This window comes from Nonomuraea fuscirosea, from assembly GCF_003001935.1.
In the GTDB taxonomy this organism is placed as follows: domain Bacteria; phylum Actinomycetota; class Actinomycetes; order Streptosporangiales; family Streptosporangiaceae; genus Nonomuraea; species Nonomuraea fuscirosea.
Genome location: NZ_PVNG01000002.1, coordinates 451,485 through 468,959 on the forward strand (window position 1 = coordinate 451,485; position 17,475 = coordinate 468,959).

Consider the following 17,475-nt stretch of genomic DNA (forward strand, 5'->3'; position numbering starts at 1 on the left):
AGGGCCGAGCCCGGGAAGGTGACCGGGCTCGGCGGGGCTCCTGAAGGCCCGAGTCCCCTCAGGAGGTCGAGAAGCTGAACCAGTTGACGTTGACGAAGTCGGCGGGCTGGCCGGAGGAGAAGGTCAGGTAGACGGTGTGCGTCCCCGTCACGCCTGAGATGTTGGCCGGCACCGTACGCCAGCTCTGCCACCCACCGGTGTTCCCCAGCGCGAAGTCACCGATGGGCGTGGCCGTCGGGCTGTCCAGGCGTACCTGGACGAGCCCGCTCACCCCGGCCCCTGCCCCGGAGGCGACCCGGGCGCGGAACTGGGTGGCGGCCGTCGAGCCGAAGTCGACCCCGTCGTAACGCAGCCAGTCGCCGTTGGTGATGGCGCCGATGTTCTGGCCGCCGCCGGAGTCGGTGGTCGCCTCGGTGATGGTGCCGGACTGCGCCTGGTACGCCTCCGCCTGGATGGTCGAGCGGGCGTCGACCCCGCCGGGCGGGTCGGTCGGGCCGCCGTTGCTGCCGCTCTGCCACACCGCCACGTAGTCGACCGTCATCGGCCGCCCCGGCACGGTCGCCGCGGTCGGCGTCTGCCCGCCGAGCGCGTTCGGGAAGGCTCCGCCCATGGCCACGTTGAGCAGCAGGAAGTAGCCGGCGTGCCCGGTCATGTTGCTCCAGGTCGTCGCGTCGAACTGGGCCTGGTTCACGCTGTGGAACTGCTGGCCGTCGACGTACCAGCGCAGCTGGTTGGGGCTGACGCTGCGGTCCCACTCGAAGCGGTAGGTGTGGAACGCGGACTGGCAGGTGGAGCCGGGGCAGGCGCGGCTGGCGCCCAGGCCGGTGGTCTCGTTGCACGGCCCGCCCGGGTTGACGCCGCAGTGGAGCACGGCCCACACGGAGTTGAGCCCGTTGACGTTCTCCATGATGTCGAACTCGCCGATCGCCGGCCAGTTCCAGTAGTTCCCCCGGTACGGCGCCCCGAGCGCCCAGAACGCCGGCCAGTAGCCGAGAGCGGCGTTGCCGGTCACGTTCGGCATCTGGATCCGGCTCTCGATGCGCAGCACGCGCCCGTCGGCGGGCTTGAAGTCGGCCCGCCTGGTCTCGATGCGGGCCGAGGTCCACTCGCCGGAGGAGCTGCGCAGGGGTGTGATGCGCAGGTTGCCGGAGCCGTCGAGGCTCAGGTTGGAGGTGCTGGAGGTGTAGTTCTGGATCTCGCCGGTGCCCCAGTTGCCGGGTCCTCCCGGGTACGCGTGCCCGGTGTCGATGATCCAGTTGGACGATGAGGGGAGGGTGTTGGCCGAGCCGTTGAAGTCGTCCGACCAGACCAGCGACCAGCCCGAGGGGGTGGGCGGGACGGCGGCGGAGGCACTCACGGCCACTCTGACGAGCAGGCCGCTGAGTGCCAGGAGCACCACGGCCACAGCCGCCAGGCGGCGTCTGTACCTGATCTCTGTTGTCATCATCGCTCCAGGGGGTGCTGAGGCGGGGTGAGAGAGCGCTCTCACCAGATGTGAACACAGGCGTGACTTCCTGTCAACAATCCGCACAGGGCACCAGCAAGCGTGGTGACGAGGCACAGAAAAGCGTCAGAGAGCGCTCTCCAGTCCGGCTCAGAGCAGGTCCACCGTGGCCGCTCCCGCCGCCTCGAACGACTCCCTCCAGAAGCCTTCCAGCAGCGGGAACCGGTCGGGGTCCGACGTCTTCGCACGGAGGAAGCCGTGCACGACCACCGCGTACCCGCTGAGGTCGGGCAGCAGCCGGGCGTCCCTCAGCTCCTTGATCTTCCGCTGCCGCGCGCCCTCGCTCAGGTCCAGCCGGTTGACGTCCAGGTCGCCGCGGTTGTTGATCAGATCGCTGAACACGATGATCTGGTGCGCGCTGTCCGGCCGCCGGTGCGCGCTGAGCTGCTTGACCAGATAACGCAGCGCCCCCAGGACGTCGGAGCCGTCGCCCTCGGCGGGGCAGTCGAACAGCTTGACCGCCCTCGGCAGCACCTCCGTGACGCGATGCTCCCTGACCCGCTCCTCGACGACCGGGTTGTCGTTCGGGTTCTCGGCCCTGGTGGCGGCCAGCGCGACCGGGTCCTGCCGGCACGTGCTGCTCTCGGAGCTGCCGGTGACCGCGGCGAAGGCGATCCAGTCGCAGCCCTCGGTGAAGGGCGGCAGCTTCGAGGTGACGTCGTTCCTGGAGGTGGCCGGGTCGGCGTAGCTGGTGGAGTCCACGATCACGCCACAGACGCCCCTCGCCTCGGTGCCGCAGCCCGCCAGCCCGGCGACGGCCAGCGCCAGCGCCCCGACCCCCGCGCCCAGCCGCCGCGCGCCCCTCCCACCCCAGCCCATCAGCCCCCGCCTCCAGCGGCGTCCCCCGGGCCGTCCCCCGGCGGGGGCTTCGGGGCGTCCTGCCGGGTGAGCTCCGGGGTGGTCCCGGTTTCGGGAGCGGCGGGGAGTTCGCGGGGTAACACCTCCGCGTGCCACACCTCGATCCGCGCCTCCACCTCCCGCAGGATCCGCCCGATCTCCTCCCGCCCCGACACCGCCGCCGGCCGGTCACCGGTGGCGTCCATCGCGACGACCTCGCCCTTCCATAAGGAAGGGATCTCCTCCTTGCGCGGATGGCCGCGCAGCACACCGCTCTTGTAGGCCGCGATGAGCCGCTCGGCCCTGGCGTGCACCGCCTCCACCTCGTGGTCGCGCTCGATCAGCGCGCTCTCCCACTCCTGGGTGAGGTGCTCGATGCGGGCCCGTGAGCGCTGCACGCCGGCGTTCGACTCCTCGACCAGGACCCGCCGCCGCGCCTCCTCCCGCCGCGCCCTCGACTCCGCGATCGAGATGAACGGGTCCGCCGCCGACGCCGGGCCATCCCCCGAGGGCGGGCGCGCGTGGCCGTTCACGGGCGGGCGGGTGTCGGCGCGGCCCAGCTCGCGCAGGATCGTCTCCCGCTCCCCGAGCGCCCGCTCCAGCAGCGCCGTACGCGTGGCGGCCAGCCTCCGGTCCACCCGCGTGATCTCCTCACGGGCCAGGGCCCGGATCTCCGTCACGTACGCGGGCTGGAAGTCGGGATCGGTGAACTCGCTCAGGGGATGCTCGCGGGCGTCCCGCATCCCCCGCCGATGCGCCTCCTCGCGCTCGGCCGGCGGATCGGCCCGCTTGAACAGCCGCGACAAGAACGCCATCCGCGTCTCCTGGCTCCGCCCGGACCGGCACCCCGGTCCCGAGGTGTCCCTGAAACCCAGACTAAGGAGTCAGTGCCCCCGATGGCGCGCCGGAAAGCCAAAAGCGCGCGGCGCCGCACGAGTGTGCGGCGCCGCGACGGGGGGTCGGCGGAAGGTCAGCCCTTCTCGGCCTCGCCCGTGGCCTGCTCAAGGGCGTCTTCAGGGGAGGCCTCCAGGTCCTGCTCGGCGTCGGCGCCCGCCTGGGCGGAGGCCTTGTCCAGGCGCACCCAGCTCGTCACGCTCTCCACCGCGAACAGCACGAACAGGTACGCCGTCAGCACCGCCAGGACCGGCGTCAGCACATCGAGCGCCGCCCCGACGCCGATGATGAGCAGCCGCAGCTCCCAGCCGAGCCCCGCCCGGAACACCCAGGCGGGCGGCCAGATGCTCTGCCGCGTGCGGTAGACGGTGTCGTAGGTGTGGTAGCCGACCACGTACACCAGCACGAACAGCAGCCACTTCGGCGCGTCGGCGGCCAGGCCGACCGCGATCACGGTGAGGAACTCCGCGCCGCGCAGCAGCGGCGGCGTGAGCCAGTCGAAGCGGCCGAGGTGGTCGCGCGGCGTCGTCGGCAGCACGAGCAGCAGCACGATCGCCACGGGCAGCAGCAGGATCGGCCCGCGGTCGAGCAGCCCGGCGGCCGTGATGCCGACCACGGCGAGCAGGGCCACCAGCGTGGCGGGGACGGGCGGCACGCCGCCGCCGATCTTGGTGGACAGCGCGTGGGCGAGGGGCCCGTCGTCGCGGTAGGCGACGAGGCGGGCGGTCTGGATGCGGCGGCGCTCCTCGTCGGGGTCCGGCGTGGGGGTGGCCATGGCCTGCGGGTGGGTGATCATACGAGCGACCTCATGAGGCGTCCGGTGAGGGTGTAGGCGGCGGCGACGGAGCCCCAGATCACCAGGGTGATGAAGGTGATCCGGGCGTCGAAGAGGGCGGCGGTGATCGCGATGGCCGCGAAACGCTCGCCGATGGGGAAGACGATCATCTTACGCGCCCAATGGACCACACGGTACTTGCCCGCCTTCGTCCACATCTTCAGCACGCCGCGGAGCCCCTGGCTCCGCTCGGCCTTGCGGCGGGTGAGCGCCTGGCGCAGCTCGCGGTCGTCGGGGGCGTCGAGCGGCGTCGTGGGCAGCGGGTTGGGGGTCTTGCTGCGGCGGTTGGAGATGCCGAAGGAGAAGTCGAGCAGGTGGCGGACGGACTGCAGGCCGAGCGCGGCCAGCGCCAGGATCCAGATGTCGTCGCCGTTGCCCGAGACGACCCAGCCGACGGCCAGACCGGCGAAGACCACGTATTCCTTGAACCGGTCGAACGTGGCGTCCAGCCAGGCCCCGAGCACGCCGAACTTGCGCGCGTAGCGGGCCACCTGCCCGTCGACGCAGTCGAACACGAAGGCGAAGTAGATCAGCGCGCCGCCCGCCACCATCCAGGGCCGGTCGCCGGTGGCGAAGCAGGCGGCCGCGGCCACGCCCAGGGTGATCGAGATGAGCGTCACCTGGTTGGGCGTCAGCCCGCGCCGGGCGGCCCAGCGGGCGATGTAGCGCGAGTAGGTGGAGACGAAGTAGGTGGTGAAGAAGCCGTCGGCGCCCTTGACCGCGTTGTTGAGGCGGGCGCGGTCTTCGTCCATGCCGGCCATCTCGGCGCCGGCCTCGTTGATCTCCTCCTGGGTGGTGACCCGGCGGTAGAACAGGTCGCGGCGGCCCCTGATGCCGACCGACACGCCGTTGCGCACCAGGCCGAACACGACGAGCTGCATCAGGTCGTCGTCGGCGCCGAACCGGTCGGCCATGTCGGCCAGCTCGCGGCAGGTGGCGGCGAGCGTCGGCGCGTTGCGCGCGCTGATGTGCAACGGGCCGAGGATGACCGCGTTGGGCCTGGTCACGGCGTGGTTGGCGGTGCCGACCGAGACGACGCGCGACTTGCCGACGCGGACGCGTACGGGCAGCCCCTCGACGCGGTTGAGCCCGATCTCGGGGTCGGCCTCGTCGATCGGGATGCGGTCTTCAGGACCGTTGTCGTCCTGGCCGTTGTCCTCTTGCTCCTCCGTCACCCCCACACGCGGTTCTTTCGCGACGAGCGCCAGCGCACCGCGCTTGGACTTGGTGATCTGGTAGATCAGCTCGTCGTGGACGACCGAGTTCTCCGGGATGATGAAGAGGTTCTCCGTTGCGGACTCGGCAACGTCGGCCAGGGCGCGAAGGGCGGTGGCCACGTCGCCTGACTGGATCGTGGCGAAACGCGGATCCATCGAGGTGAGCTGGCTGTTGAGGCGCTCGGCCACAGTGGGGGTGCCGGGCAGCGCGGCCAGCCTCAGGCCGGTCGGAGAGGTGTCGGGGCCGGGTGAGGAACCCAGCAGGACCACGCGGGTCATGACTCCCTTTCGAGGCGGTAGCGGGGGGTTGAACAACGGGTGATGCGGGGACAGGCGTCAAAGTCTAGTGACGGTGACGTAAAGTCGCGTCAACAGAGCATGCCCGTAACGTCCCGTCCGCCGGTATAGGGGTGGCCGTAAGATGTCCGAGTGAGTCTCTACCGTGACGAAGGCGTGGTCCTGCGCACTCAGAAGCTCGGGGAGGCCGACCGGATCATCACCGTCCTGGCCAAGCGCACCGGCAAGGTCCGGGCGGTGGCGCGTGGCGTGCGCCGCACGACCTCCCGCTTCGGGGCCAGGCTTGAGCCGTTCACCCATGTCGACGTGCAGTTTCACACCGGCCGCACGCTCGACGTGGTCACCCAGGCGGAGACGATCAGGCCCTACGGCGAGGCGCTGGCCGCCGACTATCCCCGCTACACCGCGGGCAGCGCGATGCTGGAGACCGCCGACCGGCTGACGCACGGGGAGAAGGAGCCGGCGCTGCGGCAGTTCCTGCTGCTGGTGGGCGGGCTGCGCACGCTCGCCGACCGGGGGCACGAGGCCAGGCTGGTCCTCGACGCCTACTTCCTGCGCTCCCTGGCCGTGGCCGGTTACGCCCCCGCGCTGGAGGCCTGCGCCAAGTGCCAGGCGCCGGCGATCAGGGCGTTCGCCATCGTCGCGGGAGGCGTGGTGTGCGGGGCGTGCAAGCCGGCCGGCGCGGCCGTGCCCGCAGGGGAGACGCTCGGCCTCATGACGGCGCTGCTGCGCGGCGACTGGGCCGCCGCCGACGCCTCCGAGCCGCGCCATCGCAGCGAGTGCAGCGGCCTGGTGGCCGCCTACCTGCAATGGCACCTCGAACACGGAATACGCTCTCTCCGACACGTCGAAAGGGAGCCCGCGTGAACGTACGACCGCCGACCCCGCACCCGTCGGGAGCGACCCCGCCGTCCATCCCGAAAGAGCTGGTGCCCCAGCATGTCGCCATCGTCATGGACGGCAACGGGCGCTGGGCCAAGGCTCGCGGGCTGCCCCGCACCGAGGGGCACAAGGCGGGTGAGTCCTCGCTGTTCGACGTCATCGAGGGCGCGCTGGAGCTGGGCATCCCCTATCTGAGCGCGTATGCGTTCTCCACCGAGAACTGGAAGCGCTCGCCCGACGAGGTGCGCTTCCTGATGGGGTTCAACCGCGACGTCATCCGGCGGCGGCGCGACGAGCTCAATGCGATGGGCGTGCGCGTGCGCTGGGCCGGGCGGCCTGGGCGGCTGTGGAAGAGCGTCATCTCCGAGCTGCAGACCGCCGAGCAGATGACGCTCACCAACCGCAAGCTCACATTGCAGTTCTGCGTCAATTACGGCGGGCAGGCCGAGATCGTCGACGCGGCGGTCCGGCTGGCGGCCGACATCGCGGCCGGGCGGGTCAAGCCGTCCAAGGTCAGCGAGAAGGTGTTCGCCCGCTACCTGGACGAGCCGGAGATCCCGCCGGTCGACATGTTCCTGCGCTCGTCGGGCGAGCAGCGCTTCTCCAACTTCCTGCTGTGGCAGTCGGCCTACGCCGAGATGGTCTTCCTCAACCGGCTGTGGCCCGACTTCGACCGGCGCGACCTGTGGGAGGCGTGCGAGATCTACGCCAAGCGCGACCGGCGTTACGGCGGCGCGATCCCCAACCAGGTCTGACCGCGCGACCCGGCCACGCCACCGGCCACGTTCAACCCGCGACCGGGCCCGCGACCGGGCCCGCGACCGGGCCCGCGACCGGGTGGGCGGCTGCGGCCGGGGAGCCGTCGAGCCCGTCTCTGAAGCGGCCGGGGGCCGTGCCGAACTCGCGCTTGAACGCCTTGGCGAAGGCGAACTCCGTGGCGTAGCCCGTGCGCTCGGCGACCGAGCGCAGCGGCAGGTCGGTGCCGCGCAGCAGCCGGGCCGCCGTGGTCATGCGCCACCACGTCAGGTACGCCAGCGGCGTCAGCCCCACCTTGCCCGCGAACCGCTGCGCGAACGCCGTCCGCGACAGCCCCGCGCGCTCGGCCAGCGAGCGGACCGTCCAGGGGCGGGCCGGATGCCGGTGGATGGCCCGCAGCGCCGCCGTGACGGCCGGGTCGCGCAGCGCCGCGCCCCAGCCGGTGGCCTGGTCGGGCGGCCGGCTCTCGTACCAGGCGCGCAGGATGTACAGCAGCAGGACGTCGAGCAGCGCCGTCGTGGCCGCGTCGGAGCCGGGTCCGGGGCTCGCGCCTAGTTCGAGGCCGAGCAGCTCCACCGCGCCCCTGAGCGAGGGGTGGCGGCCGATCCTGGCCGGGATGTGGATGACGTCGGGCAGCTCGGCCAGCAGCGGGTGGACCCTGACCTGGTCGAGCCGGTACGCGCCGCAGAGCATCTCCGTCACCGGCCCGGGGCCGTCGCGGCGCAGCGTGCCGATGGGTGAGCCGTCCTCGTCGCGGGGGACGGCCTCGACCAGCCGGGTCGTGGGCGCGTCCGCGAGCCCGTGGCCGAGCTCGCGCGGCAGGAACGCCACGTCGCCCACGCCCAGGCGTACGGGCTCGCCGCCGACGGGCAGCAGATGGCAGGAGCCCTGGAGGATCACATGGAACCCGGCTCCCGGCGTCGGCGGGAAGCGGATGCCCCAGGAGCCGTGCATGCGGGTGCGTGAGGCGTGGGGGCGGCCGTTGCGCATGGCGGTGACGGCGTCGCTGAGCACGTCCATGTCCGTACGCTATCCCGGCATGTCCGTACGCCGTCCCGGCGACCGGGTTCGCCGGACGGATGGACATGACCGCCGGATCCGCGGACATGTCGTCCTCATGGGGCTTCCTCCTAGCGTGAGCGGCGCCGACAGGAGGAGGTTGTCGCGATGCGGATCGCGGTGCACGGAGCCGGCGGGTTCACCGGAAGGCTCACGGTCGCGGAGGTGCGCCGGCGCGGGTTCACGCCGGTGCTGGTCGGACGGAACGAGGAACGGCTGCGCCGGAGCGCGGCCGCGGCGGGGGCGTGGGACGCCGAGGTCAGGGTCGCCGGGCTGGCGGAGGGGGAGGCGCTGGCGGCGGCGTTCGCGGACTGCGCGGCGGTGATCAACTGCGCGGGGCCGTTCACGGTGCTGGGCCAGCCCGTCGTCCGGGCCGCGCTCGCGGCGCGCACGCACTACCTGGACACGGCGGGGGAGGAGGGCTTCATCAGGGAGGTGCTCGACGGGTTCCACGAGGAGGCCGTACGGGCGGGGGTGGCCGTCGTGCCCGCGATGACCGACGACGGGGCTCCAGGCGACCTGATCGCCCGCCTGGTCGCCGAGCGGGTGTCGGCCGCCGCCGGCCTGGTGCCGGAGGTGGCCGAGATACTGGTCGCGGACCTGCGCGGACGGGGAGTCGCGTCCCGCGGAACCGCCCGCTCGATGGTGGCGGTGTCCGAGCGGGCAGCGTCCGAGCGGGTGGTGCCCGAGCGGGTGGTGCCCGAGCGGGAGGTGCTTGGGAAGGACGTGCCGGGTCCGGAGATGTCCCGGCGTGGGGTGGTGGACGGTGGCGGGCCCTCGGTGGTCGACACCGAGGAGGGGCCCGTGGACGTGGAGGCGTTCGCGTTGCCCGGGGCGGTCACCGTGCCCCGGCACGTGCGGGTGCGGCGGGTGCGGACCGTGATCAGGGCCGAGGTGGCGGCGTTGTTCGCGGCGCTGACGCCGGACGTCGTGGACAGCGTTCCCGAGATCCCGGACGAAGCCGCCAGAGCCGCCTCGCGCTGGCTGATGCTGGCGGAGGCCACCGGCACCGGCGGCGGGCGGGCGCGAGGCTGGGTGACGGGCTCCGACGCGTACGGGATGACCGCCGTGATCGCCGTCGAGGGCGCCCGTCGTCTCGCCGAGGACGGCGCCCCGGCCGGTACGCTCGCGCCCGCCCAGGCCTTCGACCCGGCCGGCTTCCTCGACCAACTGACCACCCACGGCGTCACCTGGCAGGTCACCCCCGCCTGACCACCCACGGCGTCACCTGGCAGGTCACCCCCGCCTGACCTGTCCGGCGCTCGTGGCCTGCCCGGCACCTGGTCCGCCTGGCGCCTGGCCGGCGCGGTGCCTGGTCCGCGCTCTGTGCGGTCTTCCCCTGGCGCGGTGCCCGTCCTGCTCGGTGTCCGAACGCCGGATGACGCCGGGGACCCCGGATTGTCGTGCGGCTATACGCGGGTATAGCTTGCTGTTCTAGCGAATAGTCGGCTGTACCCGTGGATAGGAGCTGGTCGTGGGGAACGGATCGCGCGCCGCTCGGTTGCCCGGCATCGCCGCCCTGGTCCGGCTGGCGGTGCGCCGGGAGAGGGGGATCGCGCCCTGGTGGATTCTGGGGCTCATCGCCCTGGCTCTGGTGATGGTCGAGTACATCCGGACCAACATGGCCACTCCCGAGCTCAAGGCCACCTACGTCGAGGTGATCGGCGCCAACGCCTTCCTGCGCGGGCTCGGCGGCGGTGCCGTCGAACCGCGGCTGGAGGTGCTGGCCACGTGGCGCAGCGGCGGCTTCCTCTACGTGGCGAGCGCGTTCGCCGCCCTGATGTCCGTCATCCGGCACACCCGCGCGGAGGAGGACGCGGGCAGGAGTGAGCTGGTGCTGTCGGGCGCGGTCGGCAGGTACGCGCCCCTGACCGCCGCGATGCTGGTCTCGGGCGCGGTGAGCCTGCTCGGCGGGGTGCTGACCGCCGCCGTGCTGACGGGGATCGGCCTGGAGCCCGTCGGGTCGCTCGCGTACGGGGCCGCCGTCACCGTCGCCGGCTGGGTGTTCGGCGGCGTCGGGGCGGTGGCCGCCCAGGTCGCCGGCGGCGCCCGCACGGCCACCGCCGCCGCGCTGGCCACGCTCGCCGCCGCCTACGTGCTGCGTTACGCGGGCGACGCGGCCGGGGTGTCGTGGACGGCGTACCTCTCGCCGGTGGGCTGGAGCCACCTGGTGCGGCCGTACCAGGAGGAGCGGTGGTGGATGCTCGGGGTGTCGATCGCGGCCGCCGCGATCCTGTACGCGGTCGCGTACCGGCTGCTCGGCCGCAGGGACCTCGGCTCCGGCCTGCTGCCCGAGCGGCCGGGACGCGAGTCGGCCCCCGGGCTGCGCGGCCCGGTCAGCCTGGCCTGGCGGCTGCACAGGGGGCTGCTGGCGAAGTGGGCGGCGGGCGTGGCGGTCTTCGCGGCGGCGGGCGGCGCGCTGAGCCCGCTGACGCGCGACCTGCTGGCGCGGCCGAGCGTCGTGGTCGACAACCTCCGGCGCACCCTCGGCATCGCGTCCGGCCCCGAGGCGCTGGGCGCGTACTCGTGGTACCTGATCCTGATCATCGCCTACGCCGTCGCCCTCTACCCGGTCCTCATGACGCTGCGGCTGCGCGCGGAGGAGCTGTGCGGCCGGGCGGAGAACGTGCAGTCGACGCCGCTGACCCGGCTGCGCTGGGCGGCCGGCCAGCTCGTGGTGACCGCGCTCGGCGCCGCGGCCCTCATGGCCGTGGCCGGGCTCGTCTTCGGCGCGGTCTACGCAGTGCTCGTCGGGGATCTGGCGAGCGACCTGCCGGCCTTCCTGGCGGGGGCGCTGAGCACCGTGCCGGCGGCGTGGTGCGTCGGGGCGGTCTGCGTGCTGGCGTACGGGCTGCTGCCCCGGGCGAGTGCGGCGATCTCATGGCTCGTGTGGTTCCTGACCGCCGTCCTGGGTCAGGTCGCCGGTCCCCTGTACGGGGTGTGGGGCGGGCTGCCGGTGGAGCCGTTCCACTTCGTCGGCAACGCGATGACGGGGCTGCCGTTCGCCGTCGTGCCCACCACGGGGCTGCTCGCGGTCACGGCGCTGCTCGCCTCGGCCGGCCTCCTCGCGCTGCGCCACCGCGACTTCGGCCGCTGACGCCCTGGTGCCCTGACGCTCTCATGTCGGCGCGCCCTGACGCCCTCACGCCGACGCGCTCAGGCGCGGCGGCGGGCCCGGTAGGCGGCCACGTGCATGCGGTTGCCGCACGTGCGGCTGTCGCAGTAGACCCGCGACCGGTTGCGCGACTCGTCCACGAACACCCGGTCGCAGTCGGGGGCCGCGCACGTACGCAGGCGCTCGACCTCGCCCTCCACCAGCAGATGGGCCAGCGCCACCCCGCAGTCGGCCGCCAGGTGCTCCGCCAGCGTCGCATCGGCCGCGTGGTAGTGGACGTGCAGCGGATGCCCGTCGTGCTCGGTCAGCCGGGGCGTGATCCGCGTCTCCGACAGCAGCGCGTTCAGCGTGCGCACGGCCGTGGGCTGGTCGGCGGCGGTGAAGACGCGGTGGAACGCCTCGCGTACGATCCGCACCTGACCCAGGTCGCGGGCCGTGAGCGCGCCGATGCCGCTGACCTCGCGCGCCTCGACGAACGCCGCCAGCTCGGGCAGACCCGGCAGGCCCTCGTCGCCGCCGGTGGACGGCGAGGTGTTGACCAGCTCGACAACGGTGGCCAAAGAATGCACCATGTCATGGCCAAACGGCATGTTGACTCCTGTCCGCGCCGGGTTCTAGCGTGGTCGCAGCGTATCTCCTGTCAGTAGTTGTAGGGGTTTCTGTGAGTGCACATCGCCGTATCGTGCTGATCGCGGTCGCCGGTGCGCTCATCATCTCCACCTCCGCTCCTCTGGTGCGGCTGTCCGAGGTGTCGCCGGCCACGTCCGCCCTGTTCCGGTGCGCGTACGCCGTGCCGCCCATGCTGCTGCTGGCCTGGCTGGAGCGGCGCAGGCTCGGGCCGCTGCCGCGCAGGGGCATGGTGGCGGCCTGGCTCGCGGGCCTGATGTTCGCGCTCGACCTGCTGTTCTGGCATCACGCGATCGACTACGTGGGCGCGGGGCTGGCGACCGTGCTGGGCAACTTGCAGGTGTTCATCGTGGCGTTCGCCGCGTGGGCGGTGTTCGGCGAGCGGCCGTCGTCGCGGCTGATGGTCGGCACGCCGGTGGTGTTCGCCGGGGTCGTGCTGATCTCCGGGATGTTCGACAGCGCCGCCTACGGCAGCGATCCCATGATGGGGGTGCTCGCGGGGGTGGCGACGTCGGTGGCGTACGCGGCGTTCCTGCTGCTGATGAAGGGCGGGTCCGAGCGGGGCGCGGGGCCGCTGGCGCACGCGACCGTGGTGGCCACGCTCACCATCGCCGCGCTCAGCCCGCTGTTCGGCGGAGCCGACCTGATGCCCACCTGGCCGGGACACGGGTGGCTGCTGCTGCTCGCGCTCGGGCCGCAGCTGCTCGGCTGGTCGCTGATCACGTTCTCGCTGCCGCGCCAGCCCGCCGCGCTCACCGCGCTGCTGCTGCTCATCCAGCCCATGACGACGGTGGCGATCTCGGCGCTGGCGCTGGGGGAGCGGCCGTCGCCGGTGCAGCTGACCGGCTGCGCGGTGATCGTGCTCGGCGTCCTGTACGGCTCCCGCCGCCAGAAGTCCGCCCTCGTCCGGTCGGCGGCGGAGCGGGCCGCGGCCGAGGAACGCGCACCGGTCGTCTGATCGGGTCACGGCGTCGTCCCCGGCCGCCACGCGCGCGGCTTCAGACGGTCCTGGACGGCGTCGAGCAGGACGAGCAGGTGCCGAAGACCTCGACGGTGTGGGTGATCTCGGTGAAGCCGTGTTCGCTGCCCACCATCTCCGCCCAGCGCTCCACGGCCGGCCCGGCCACCTCCACCGTGCGCCCGCACTTGCGGCACACCAGGTGGTGGTGATGGGCGTCGGTCGCGCACGCCCGGTAGACGGACTCGCCTTCGTCGGTGCGCAGCACGTCGACCTTGCCTCCGTCGGCCAGCGCCTGCAGCGCCCGGTAGACGGTGGTCAGCCCGATCTTCGCCCCGTGCAGGCGCATCTCGGCGTAGACGTCCTGCGCGCTGCGGAAGCCGGAGCTCCCGCGCAGGGTGTCGTGCACTGCGTCGCGCCTCGTCGTCATGCGACCTCCTCCACGCGCAGCTTTGGTCGCTCGCTCAAAGTGGACTCCTGGGTACGGCCTCGGCGTACGAATTTACCGACACCGAGGGCCAGGACGAAGCCGGCGAGCGCAAGAAGAACGATCGCGGCGCCAGGAGGAACCTTGGGGGAGTAGGTGGAGGCGAGCAGGCCGCCCACGGAGGCCAGCACGCCGAACAGCATGGCCAGCCCCATCGTGGTCCGGAACCCGCGCGTGAGCTGCTGACTCGTCGCCACCGGGATCACCATCAGCGCGCTGACCAGCAGCAGGCCGACCACCCGCATGGCGATGACCACGGTGAGCGCGGCGGTGACCGCGATGAGCAGGCTCAGAAAACGCACCGGCAGGCCGCTGGCCCTGGCCATCTCCTCGTCCTGGCAGAGCACGAACAGCTCCCTGCCGAAGATCGCGACGACCCCGAGCACGGTGACGGCCAGCGCGGCCACGATCCAGATGTCCAGAGGGGTGACGCTGGCGATGGCGCCGAACAGGTAGGAGTTCAGCTTCGCGTTGCTGCCGCCGGGCGCGACGGCCATGAGCATCACGCCGCCCGCGATGCCCCCGTAGAACAGCAGCGCCAGCGCCACGTCACCGCTGGTCCTGCCGCGCGCCCTGACCAGTTCGATGGCCACGGCGCCGGCGATGGAGACGAGGACGGCGGTCAGCACCGGCGCGGTGCCGGTCAGGAAGCCCAGCGCCACGCCGGTCAGCGCCACGTGCCCGACGCCGTCGCCGAGCAGCGCCAGGCGCCGCTGCACGATGAACGTGCCCACGGCGGGCGCGCAGAGCCCCACCAGCAGCGCCGCGATCAGCGCGAGCTGGAAGAGCTGCTCCTGCAGAAGTTCGAAGATCACCTTGGTTCCCCCTGCCACCCGGTGAGCGGGCCCGCGGCGGCCTCGTCGGCGTGCGGGTGCTGATGCTCGTGCCCCGGCCGGGCGCACTCGCCCTCGGGGCGCGGCGGGCGGCCGTCGTGGGCGACGCGGCCCTCGCGGATCACCACGCCGCGGGTGATGATCGGCTCCAGCGGGCCCAGCTCGTGCGCCACGAGCACCACGGTCTTGCCCCTGGTCACCAGCCCGGCGAGCGTGTCGGCGAGCAGTTGCTGGGTCTCGGCGTCCACGCCCGCGGTGGGTTCGTCCATCACGTACGTGTCCGGCTCGCCGGCCAGCGCGCGGGCGATGAGCACCCGCTGCTGCTGCCCCCCTGACAGCGACTGGACGGGGTCACCGGCCCGGTCGGCCAGCCGGACGGCCTCCAGCGCGCCGGTCACCGCCGCCCGGTCGGCCGCGCTGGTCCTGCGCAGCCGGCTCTGCCTGGCGATCCGGCCCGAGGCGACCACCTCGCGCACGGTCGCGGGCACGCCGCCCCCGACCTGGAGCCGCTGCGGCACGTACCCGATGCGCCACCAGTCGCGGAAGCGGCCCGGCGGGGTGCCGTACACGAGGGTCTTGCCGCCGGTCAGCGGCGTGAGGCCGAGCAGGGTGCGCACCAGCGTGGACTTGCCCGAGCCGTTGGCGCCCAGCAGGGCGACGACCTCCCCGGGACAGACGGTCAGGTCGATTCCCCGCAGGACGGACTTGCCGTCGAAGGAGACCCGGCCGTCGGTCATCGCGAAGGCCGTTTCGTTCATGCCGTACACCCCAGTGCTGTTTGTAGGGTTTTGAGGTTATCGCGCATCGCGGAGAGGTAGTCGCCCGAGGGCTTGCTCTCCAGCGGGTCCAGCACGGCCGTCTTGGCGCCGACCTGGCTCGCGAGCACCTCGGCCACCTTCGGGCTGACCAGGGCTTCGGTGAAGATCGTGGTGACGCCCTCGGCCTTGGCCAGCTTGGCGACCTCGGACAGGCGGGCGGGGGAGGGCTCGGTCTCGGGGTCGAGCGTGATGCCGACCTGCTTGAGCTGGTAGCGGTCGGCCAGGTAGCCGAACGCCTCGTGCGCGGTCACCAGCGTCCTGCTCGTGCACGTGGTCAGGCCCTTGGTGAACTCCTGGTCGAGGGCGCCGAGGGCGGCGGCCGTCTTCGTGGCACGTTCCTTGTAGCCCTGGGCGTGCGCGGGGTCGGCCGTGGCCAGGCGCTCGCCCAGCTTGGTGGCGACGGTGGCCAGGCGGGAGGGGTCGAGCCAGAGGTGCGGGTCGTACGGGAGCTCCTCGTGACCGTGCTCCTCCTCGCCCTCCTCCGCGTGCTCACCGGCCGGGACGGTCGCCACGGCGGTGGCGGCGTCGAAACTCGTGTCGGGCTCGACGGCCTCGTCCACGGCCGGCTGGATGCCCTTGACGTAGACGGCCAGCGTGGCGTTCTTGAGCTCGGTGACCTGCTGGATGCCCAGCTCCACGTCGTGCGGCTCGACACCGGGCGGGGTCAGCCCGCTCACCTGCGCGTCGGATCCCCCGACCTGCTCGCTCAGCCACTGCAAGGGGTAGAAGGCGGCGACCACTTCGGGCTTGCCGTCGGGGGTGGTCTCAGCGGCACCGGCCCCGCAGGCGGCAGTGGCGAACAACGCGGCCCCCGCCAGCAGACCGCCAGCACGCAACCGGGAAAATCCTGACATCATGGGAGTCAGTATGCGCCAAAATGAAAACGGTTGTCAAAGTCTCCTGTTGTGGTGCCCTGGTTCAGGCTGATCGCCAGGTCGATGCGGGAGATGTGGATCGTGCGCGTCATGGAGCTCTCCGCGGACGGCTTCTCGCACATCTCCACGGCTGGCGGCGGCCGTACGTGGACGCGGTTCCCGATCAGCCATGGCGGGGCCGAGCCGAGGGGCGGCCTCTCAGGTCGAAGACCTGCAGGGTCCTGCCTTCGGCGTCGACCCGCCAGAAGCGGGCGTAGTCCTGGCCGCCGCGCCAGACACGAAGCAGTTCGTCCCTGCCGTCGCCGTCGTAGTCGGCCACCGCCCAGGTCTTCACGGAGCCCAGCCGCCACTCCTTGAGGCGCTTGCCGGTGAGGCTCCGGGTGGGGCCGTGATGGGTGACGGACACCCCGGTGCGGTGCAGGCCTCGCGGGGAACCGAAGAGGACCTCGGCCTTGCCGGTGATGACGACGCTCGCGCCGGCGACCTCGCCGGAGACGAGGTCGTCCAGGCCGTCGCCGTTCAGGTCGCCGGCGGCCAGGCTTCCCCGGATGCCGTTGAGCACCTGCGGCTCGCGGTCGCCGCCGTAGAAGACGCGGGTGATGCTCTCGACGGACTGATCCTCGGTCTGCATGCCGGGTTCGTCGTCGCGCGCCCCGCTGTCGCCGATGGCCACGTCACGGCGTCCGTCGCCGTCGAAGTCGCCGAAAACTGCCGCGCCGCCCCTGGCCACCTTGCGGAATCCGCCGTCTTTCAGCAGCCCGGCGTCGGCCTGCCCGCCGTCGTCGGGCCCGTACAGGACCGCTTCCGGCCCGTGCGGATCGGTGATCAGGGCGCCGGGCCAGTCGCCTTCGGGAACGGGGCGGCTCGTCTTACGCGCCGGTTCGCCGGATCTGGTGAACGGGCCGTGCAGGAAGGCGAAGACGCGGGCCCGCGGGTCGTCGCCGCGCGACTCCGTCGCCATGAGGTCGGTCGCATCGTCGCCGTCGAGGTCGGCCAGGCCGGAACTGCGGCCGTACGGCATGAAGGTGGGGGTGCCCCGGCCGCCCCAGTAGATCAACAGGGACGAGTCGGGGACGATGATGTCGGCGCAGCCGTCGCCGTCGAGGTCCGCGAGTTGCGGGACCGTCTCGGCGGACATGCTCCACCGGCCGGCGATGTGCGCGGTGGCCGGTTCGAGGCCGCGCATCGATCCATTCACCACCACGAGCTGATCCTGTTCCAGGTCGTCGCCTGTCGGGCCCGTCCAGATGAAGGCGAGGTCGGCGTAGCCGTCGCCGTTCAGGTCGCCGGGCTCGGCCTTGCCCGAGCAGCGAGTACGCGGGGGTGACGAGGCGGCCGGGGTGACCGCGACCGGTGCGGAGGCGCCGGGTGACGGCGTGGGCCGCGAGGCGGCGGGGCCGGTCGCGGGGCCGGTGGCGCTGCAGCCGGTGAGCGCCAGCGCCATGAGCAGAAGGCCGAGCTTACGCGCCATGGCCGCACAC

The 17,475-nt window shown here is 72.5% G+C and carries 17 protein-coding genes; 5 read left to right on the forward strand and 12 right to left on the reverse strand.

Features of this window, described 5'->3' with window-relative positions:
• Window positions 1–58: 58 nt before the first annotated feature.
• From B0I32_RS05600 to B0I32_RS60840, 5 genes are all read right to left on the reverse strand, one after another.
• Window positions 59–1,405 carry a glycoside hydrolase family 16 protein gene (locus B0I32_RS05600; protein ID WP_245955610.1) on the reverse strand — a complete coding sequence of 449 codons (1,347 nt, stop codon included), beginning with the start codon at window positions 1,403–1,405 and terminating at the stop codon, window positions 59–61.
• A 189-nt stretch (window positions 1,406–1,594) separates the two neighbouring features.
• Window positions 1,595–2,323 (reverse strand): vWA domain-containing protein, encoded by a 729-nt coding sequence (locus tag B0I32_RS05605; RefSeq protein WP_106235555.1) that lies wholly within the window; start codon window positions 2,321–2,323, stop codon window positions 1,595–1,597.
• On the reverse strand, window positions 2,323–3,156 hold the full coding sequence (locus B0I32_RS05610; RefSeq protein ID WP_106235557.1) for a hypothetical protein: 834 nt from the start codon (window positions 3,154–3,156) through the stop codon (window positions 2,323–2,325). The genes B0I32_RS05605 and B0I32_RS05610 overlap by 1 nt, the downstream gene beginning before the upstream one ends.
• A gap of 155 nt (window positions 3,157–3,311) precedes the next feature.
• Window positions 3,312–4,031 carry a DUF5941 domain-containing protein gene (locus B0I32_RS60835; RefSeq protein WP_106235559.1) on the reverse strand — a complete coding sequence of 240 codons (720 nt, stop codon included), beginning with the start codon at window positions 4,029–4,031 and terminating at the stop codon, window positions 3,312–3,314.
• A complete protein-coding gene (locus B0I32_RS60840) occupies window positions 4,028–5,566 on the reverse strand; it encodes a CDP-alcohol phosphatidyltransferase family protein (protein ID WP_106235561.1) in 1,539 nt (512 codons plus the stop codon). Before B0I32_RS60840 ends, B0I32_RS60835 begins: the two co-directional genes overlap by 4 nt.
• Window positions 5,567–5,716: 150 nt before the next feature.
• On the opposite strand from B0I32_RS60840, the gene recO reads away from it, so the two are divergent.
• Window positions 5,717–6,451 (forward strand): DNA repair protein RecO, encoded by a 735-nt coding sequence (gene recO, locus B0I32_RS05625; protein WP_106235563.1) that lies wholly within the window; start codon window positions 5,717–5,719, stop codon window positions 6,449–6,451.
• Window positions 6,448–7,221, forward strand: coding sequence for an isoprenyl transferase (locus tag B0I32_RS05630; protein ID WP_106235565.1), 774 nt, complete (start codon window positions 6,448–6,450; stop codon window positions 7,219–7,221). Before recO ends, B0I32_RS05630 begins: the two co-directional genes overlap by 4 nt.
• Before the next feature lie 31 nt (window positions 7,222–7,252).
• Here B0I32_RS05630 and B0I32_RS05635 read toward each other — a convergent pair whose 3' ends face one another.
• Entirely contained in the window at window positions 7,253–8,242 is a 990-nt protein-coding gene (locus B0I32_RS05635) for an AraC family transcriptional regulator (protein WP_106235567.1), read from the reverse strand.
• Between the two features lie 147 nt (window positions 8,243–8,389).
• On the opposite strand from B0I32_RS05635, the gene B0I32_RS05640 reads away from it, so the two are divergent.
• Both B0I32_RS05640 and B0I32_RS05645 read left to right on the forward strand, forming a co-directional pair.
• Entirely contained in the window at window positions 8,390–9,493 is a 1,104-nt protein-coding gene (locus tag B0I32_RS05640; protein ID WP_106235569.1) for a saccharopine dehydrogenase NADP-binding domain-containing protein, read from the forward strand.
• A 262-nt stretch (window positions 9,494–9,755) separates the two neighbouring features.
• Window positions 9,756–11,378, forward strand: a complete 1,623-nt coding sequence (locus tag B0I32_RS05645) for an ABC transporter permease (protein WP_245955614.1) — start codon at window positions 9,756–9,758, stop codon at window positions 11,376–11,378.
• Window positions 11,379–11,437: 59 nt separating this feature from the next.
• Here the strand turns inward: B0I32_RS05645 and B0I32_RS05650 are convergent, their stop codons facing one another.
• Window positions 11,438–11,965: a CGNR zinc finger domain-containing protein gene (locus B0I32_RS05650; RefSeq protein ID WP_326645539.1), complete on the reverse strand. Its 528-nt coding sequence runs from the start codon at window positions 11,963–11,965 to the stop codon at window positions 11,438–11,440.
• A gap of 92 nt (window positions 11,966–12,057) precedes the next feature.
• Here B0I32_RS05650 and B0I32_RS05655 point away from each other — a divergent pair, with 92 nt between their 5' ends.
• Complete coding sequence (locus B0I32_RS05655; protein WP_245955616.1) at window positions 12,058–12,981, forward strand: DMT family transporter; 924 nt, start codon at window positions 12,058–12,060, stop codon at window positions 12,979–12,981.
• 40 nt (window positions 12,982–13,021) lie between these two features.
• Here the strand turns inward: B0I32_RS05655 and B0I32_RS05660 are convergent, their stop codons facing one another.
• From B0I32_RS05660 to B0I32_RS05680, 5 genes are all read right to left on the reverse strand, one after another.
• Complete coding sequence (locus B0I32_RS05660; RefSeq protein ID WP_106235577.1) at window positions 13,022–13,411, reverse strand: Fur family transcriptional regulator; 390 nt, start codon at window positions 13,409–13,411, stop codon at window positions 13,022–13,024.
• The gene (locus tag B0I32_RS05665) at window positions 13,408–14,280 is read right to left on the reverse strand and encodes a metal ABC transporter permease (protein ID WP_106236066.1); all 873 of its coding nucleotides are present in this window, start codon (window positions 14,278–14,280) and stop codon (window positions 13,408–13,410) included. Before B0I32_RS05665 ends, B0I32_RS05660 begins: the two co-directional genes overlap by 4 nt.
• The gene (locus B0I32_RS05670; protein ID WP_106236067.1) at window positions 14,280–15,059 is read right to left on the reverse strand and encodes a metal ABC transporter ATP-binding protein; all 780 of its coding nucleotides are present in this window, start codon (window positions 15,057–15,059) and stop codon (window positions 14,280–14,282) included. Before B0I32_RS05670 ends, B0I32_RS05665 begins: the two co-directional genes overlap by 1 nt.
• Window positions 15,056–15,976 carry a metal ABC transporter substrate-binding protein gene (locus B0I32_RS05675; protein WP_181307043.1) on the reverse strand — a complete coding sequence of 307 codons (921 nt, stop codon included), beginning with the start codon at window positions 15,974–15,976 and terminating at the stop codon, window positions 15,056–15,058. The genes B0I32_RS05670 and B0I32_RS05675 overlap by 4 nt, the downstream gene beginning before the upstream one ends.
• A gap of 181 nt (window positions 15,977–16,157) precedes the next feature.
• On the reverse strand, window positions 16,158–17,465 hold the full coding sequence (locus B0I32_RS05680; protein ID WP_106235579.1) for an FG-GAP repeat domain-containing protein: 1,308 nt from the start codon (window positions 17,463–17,465) through the stop codon (window positions 16,158–16,160).
• Window positions 17,466–17,475: the final 10 nt, after the last annotated feature.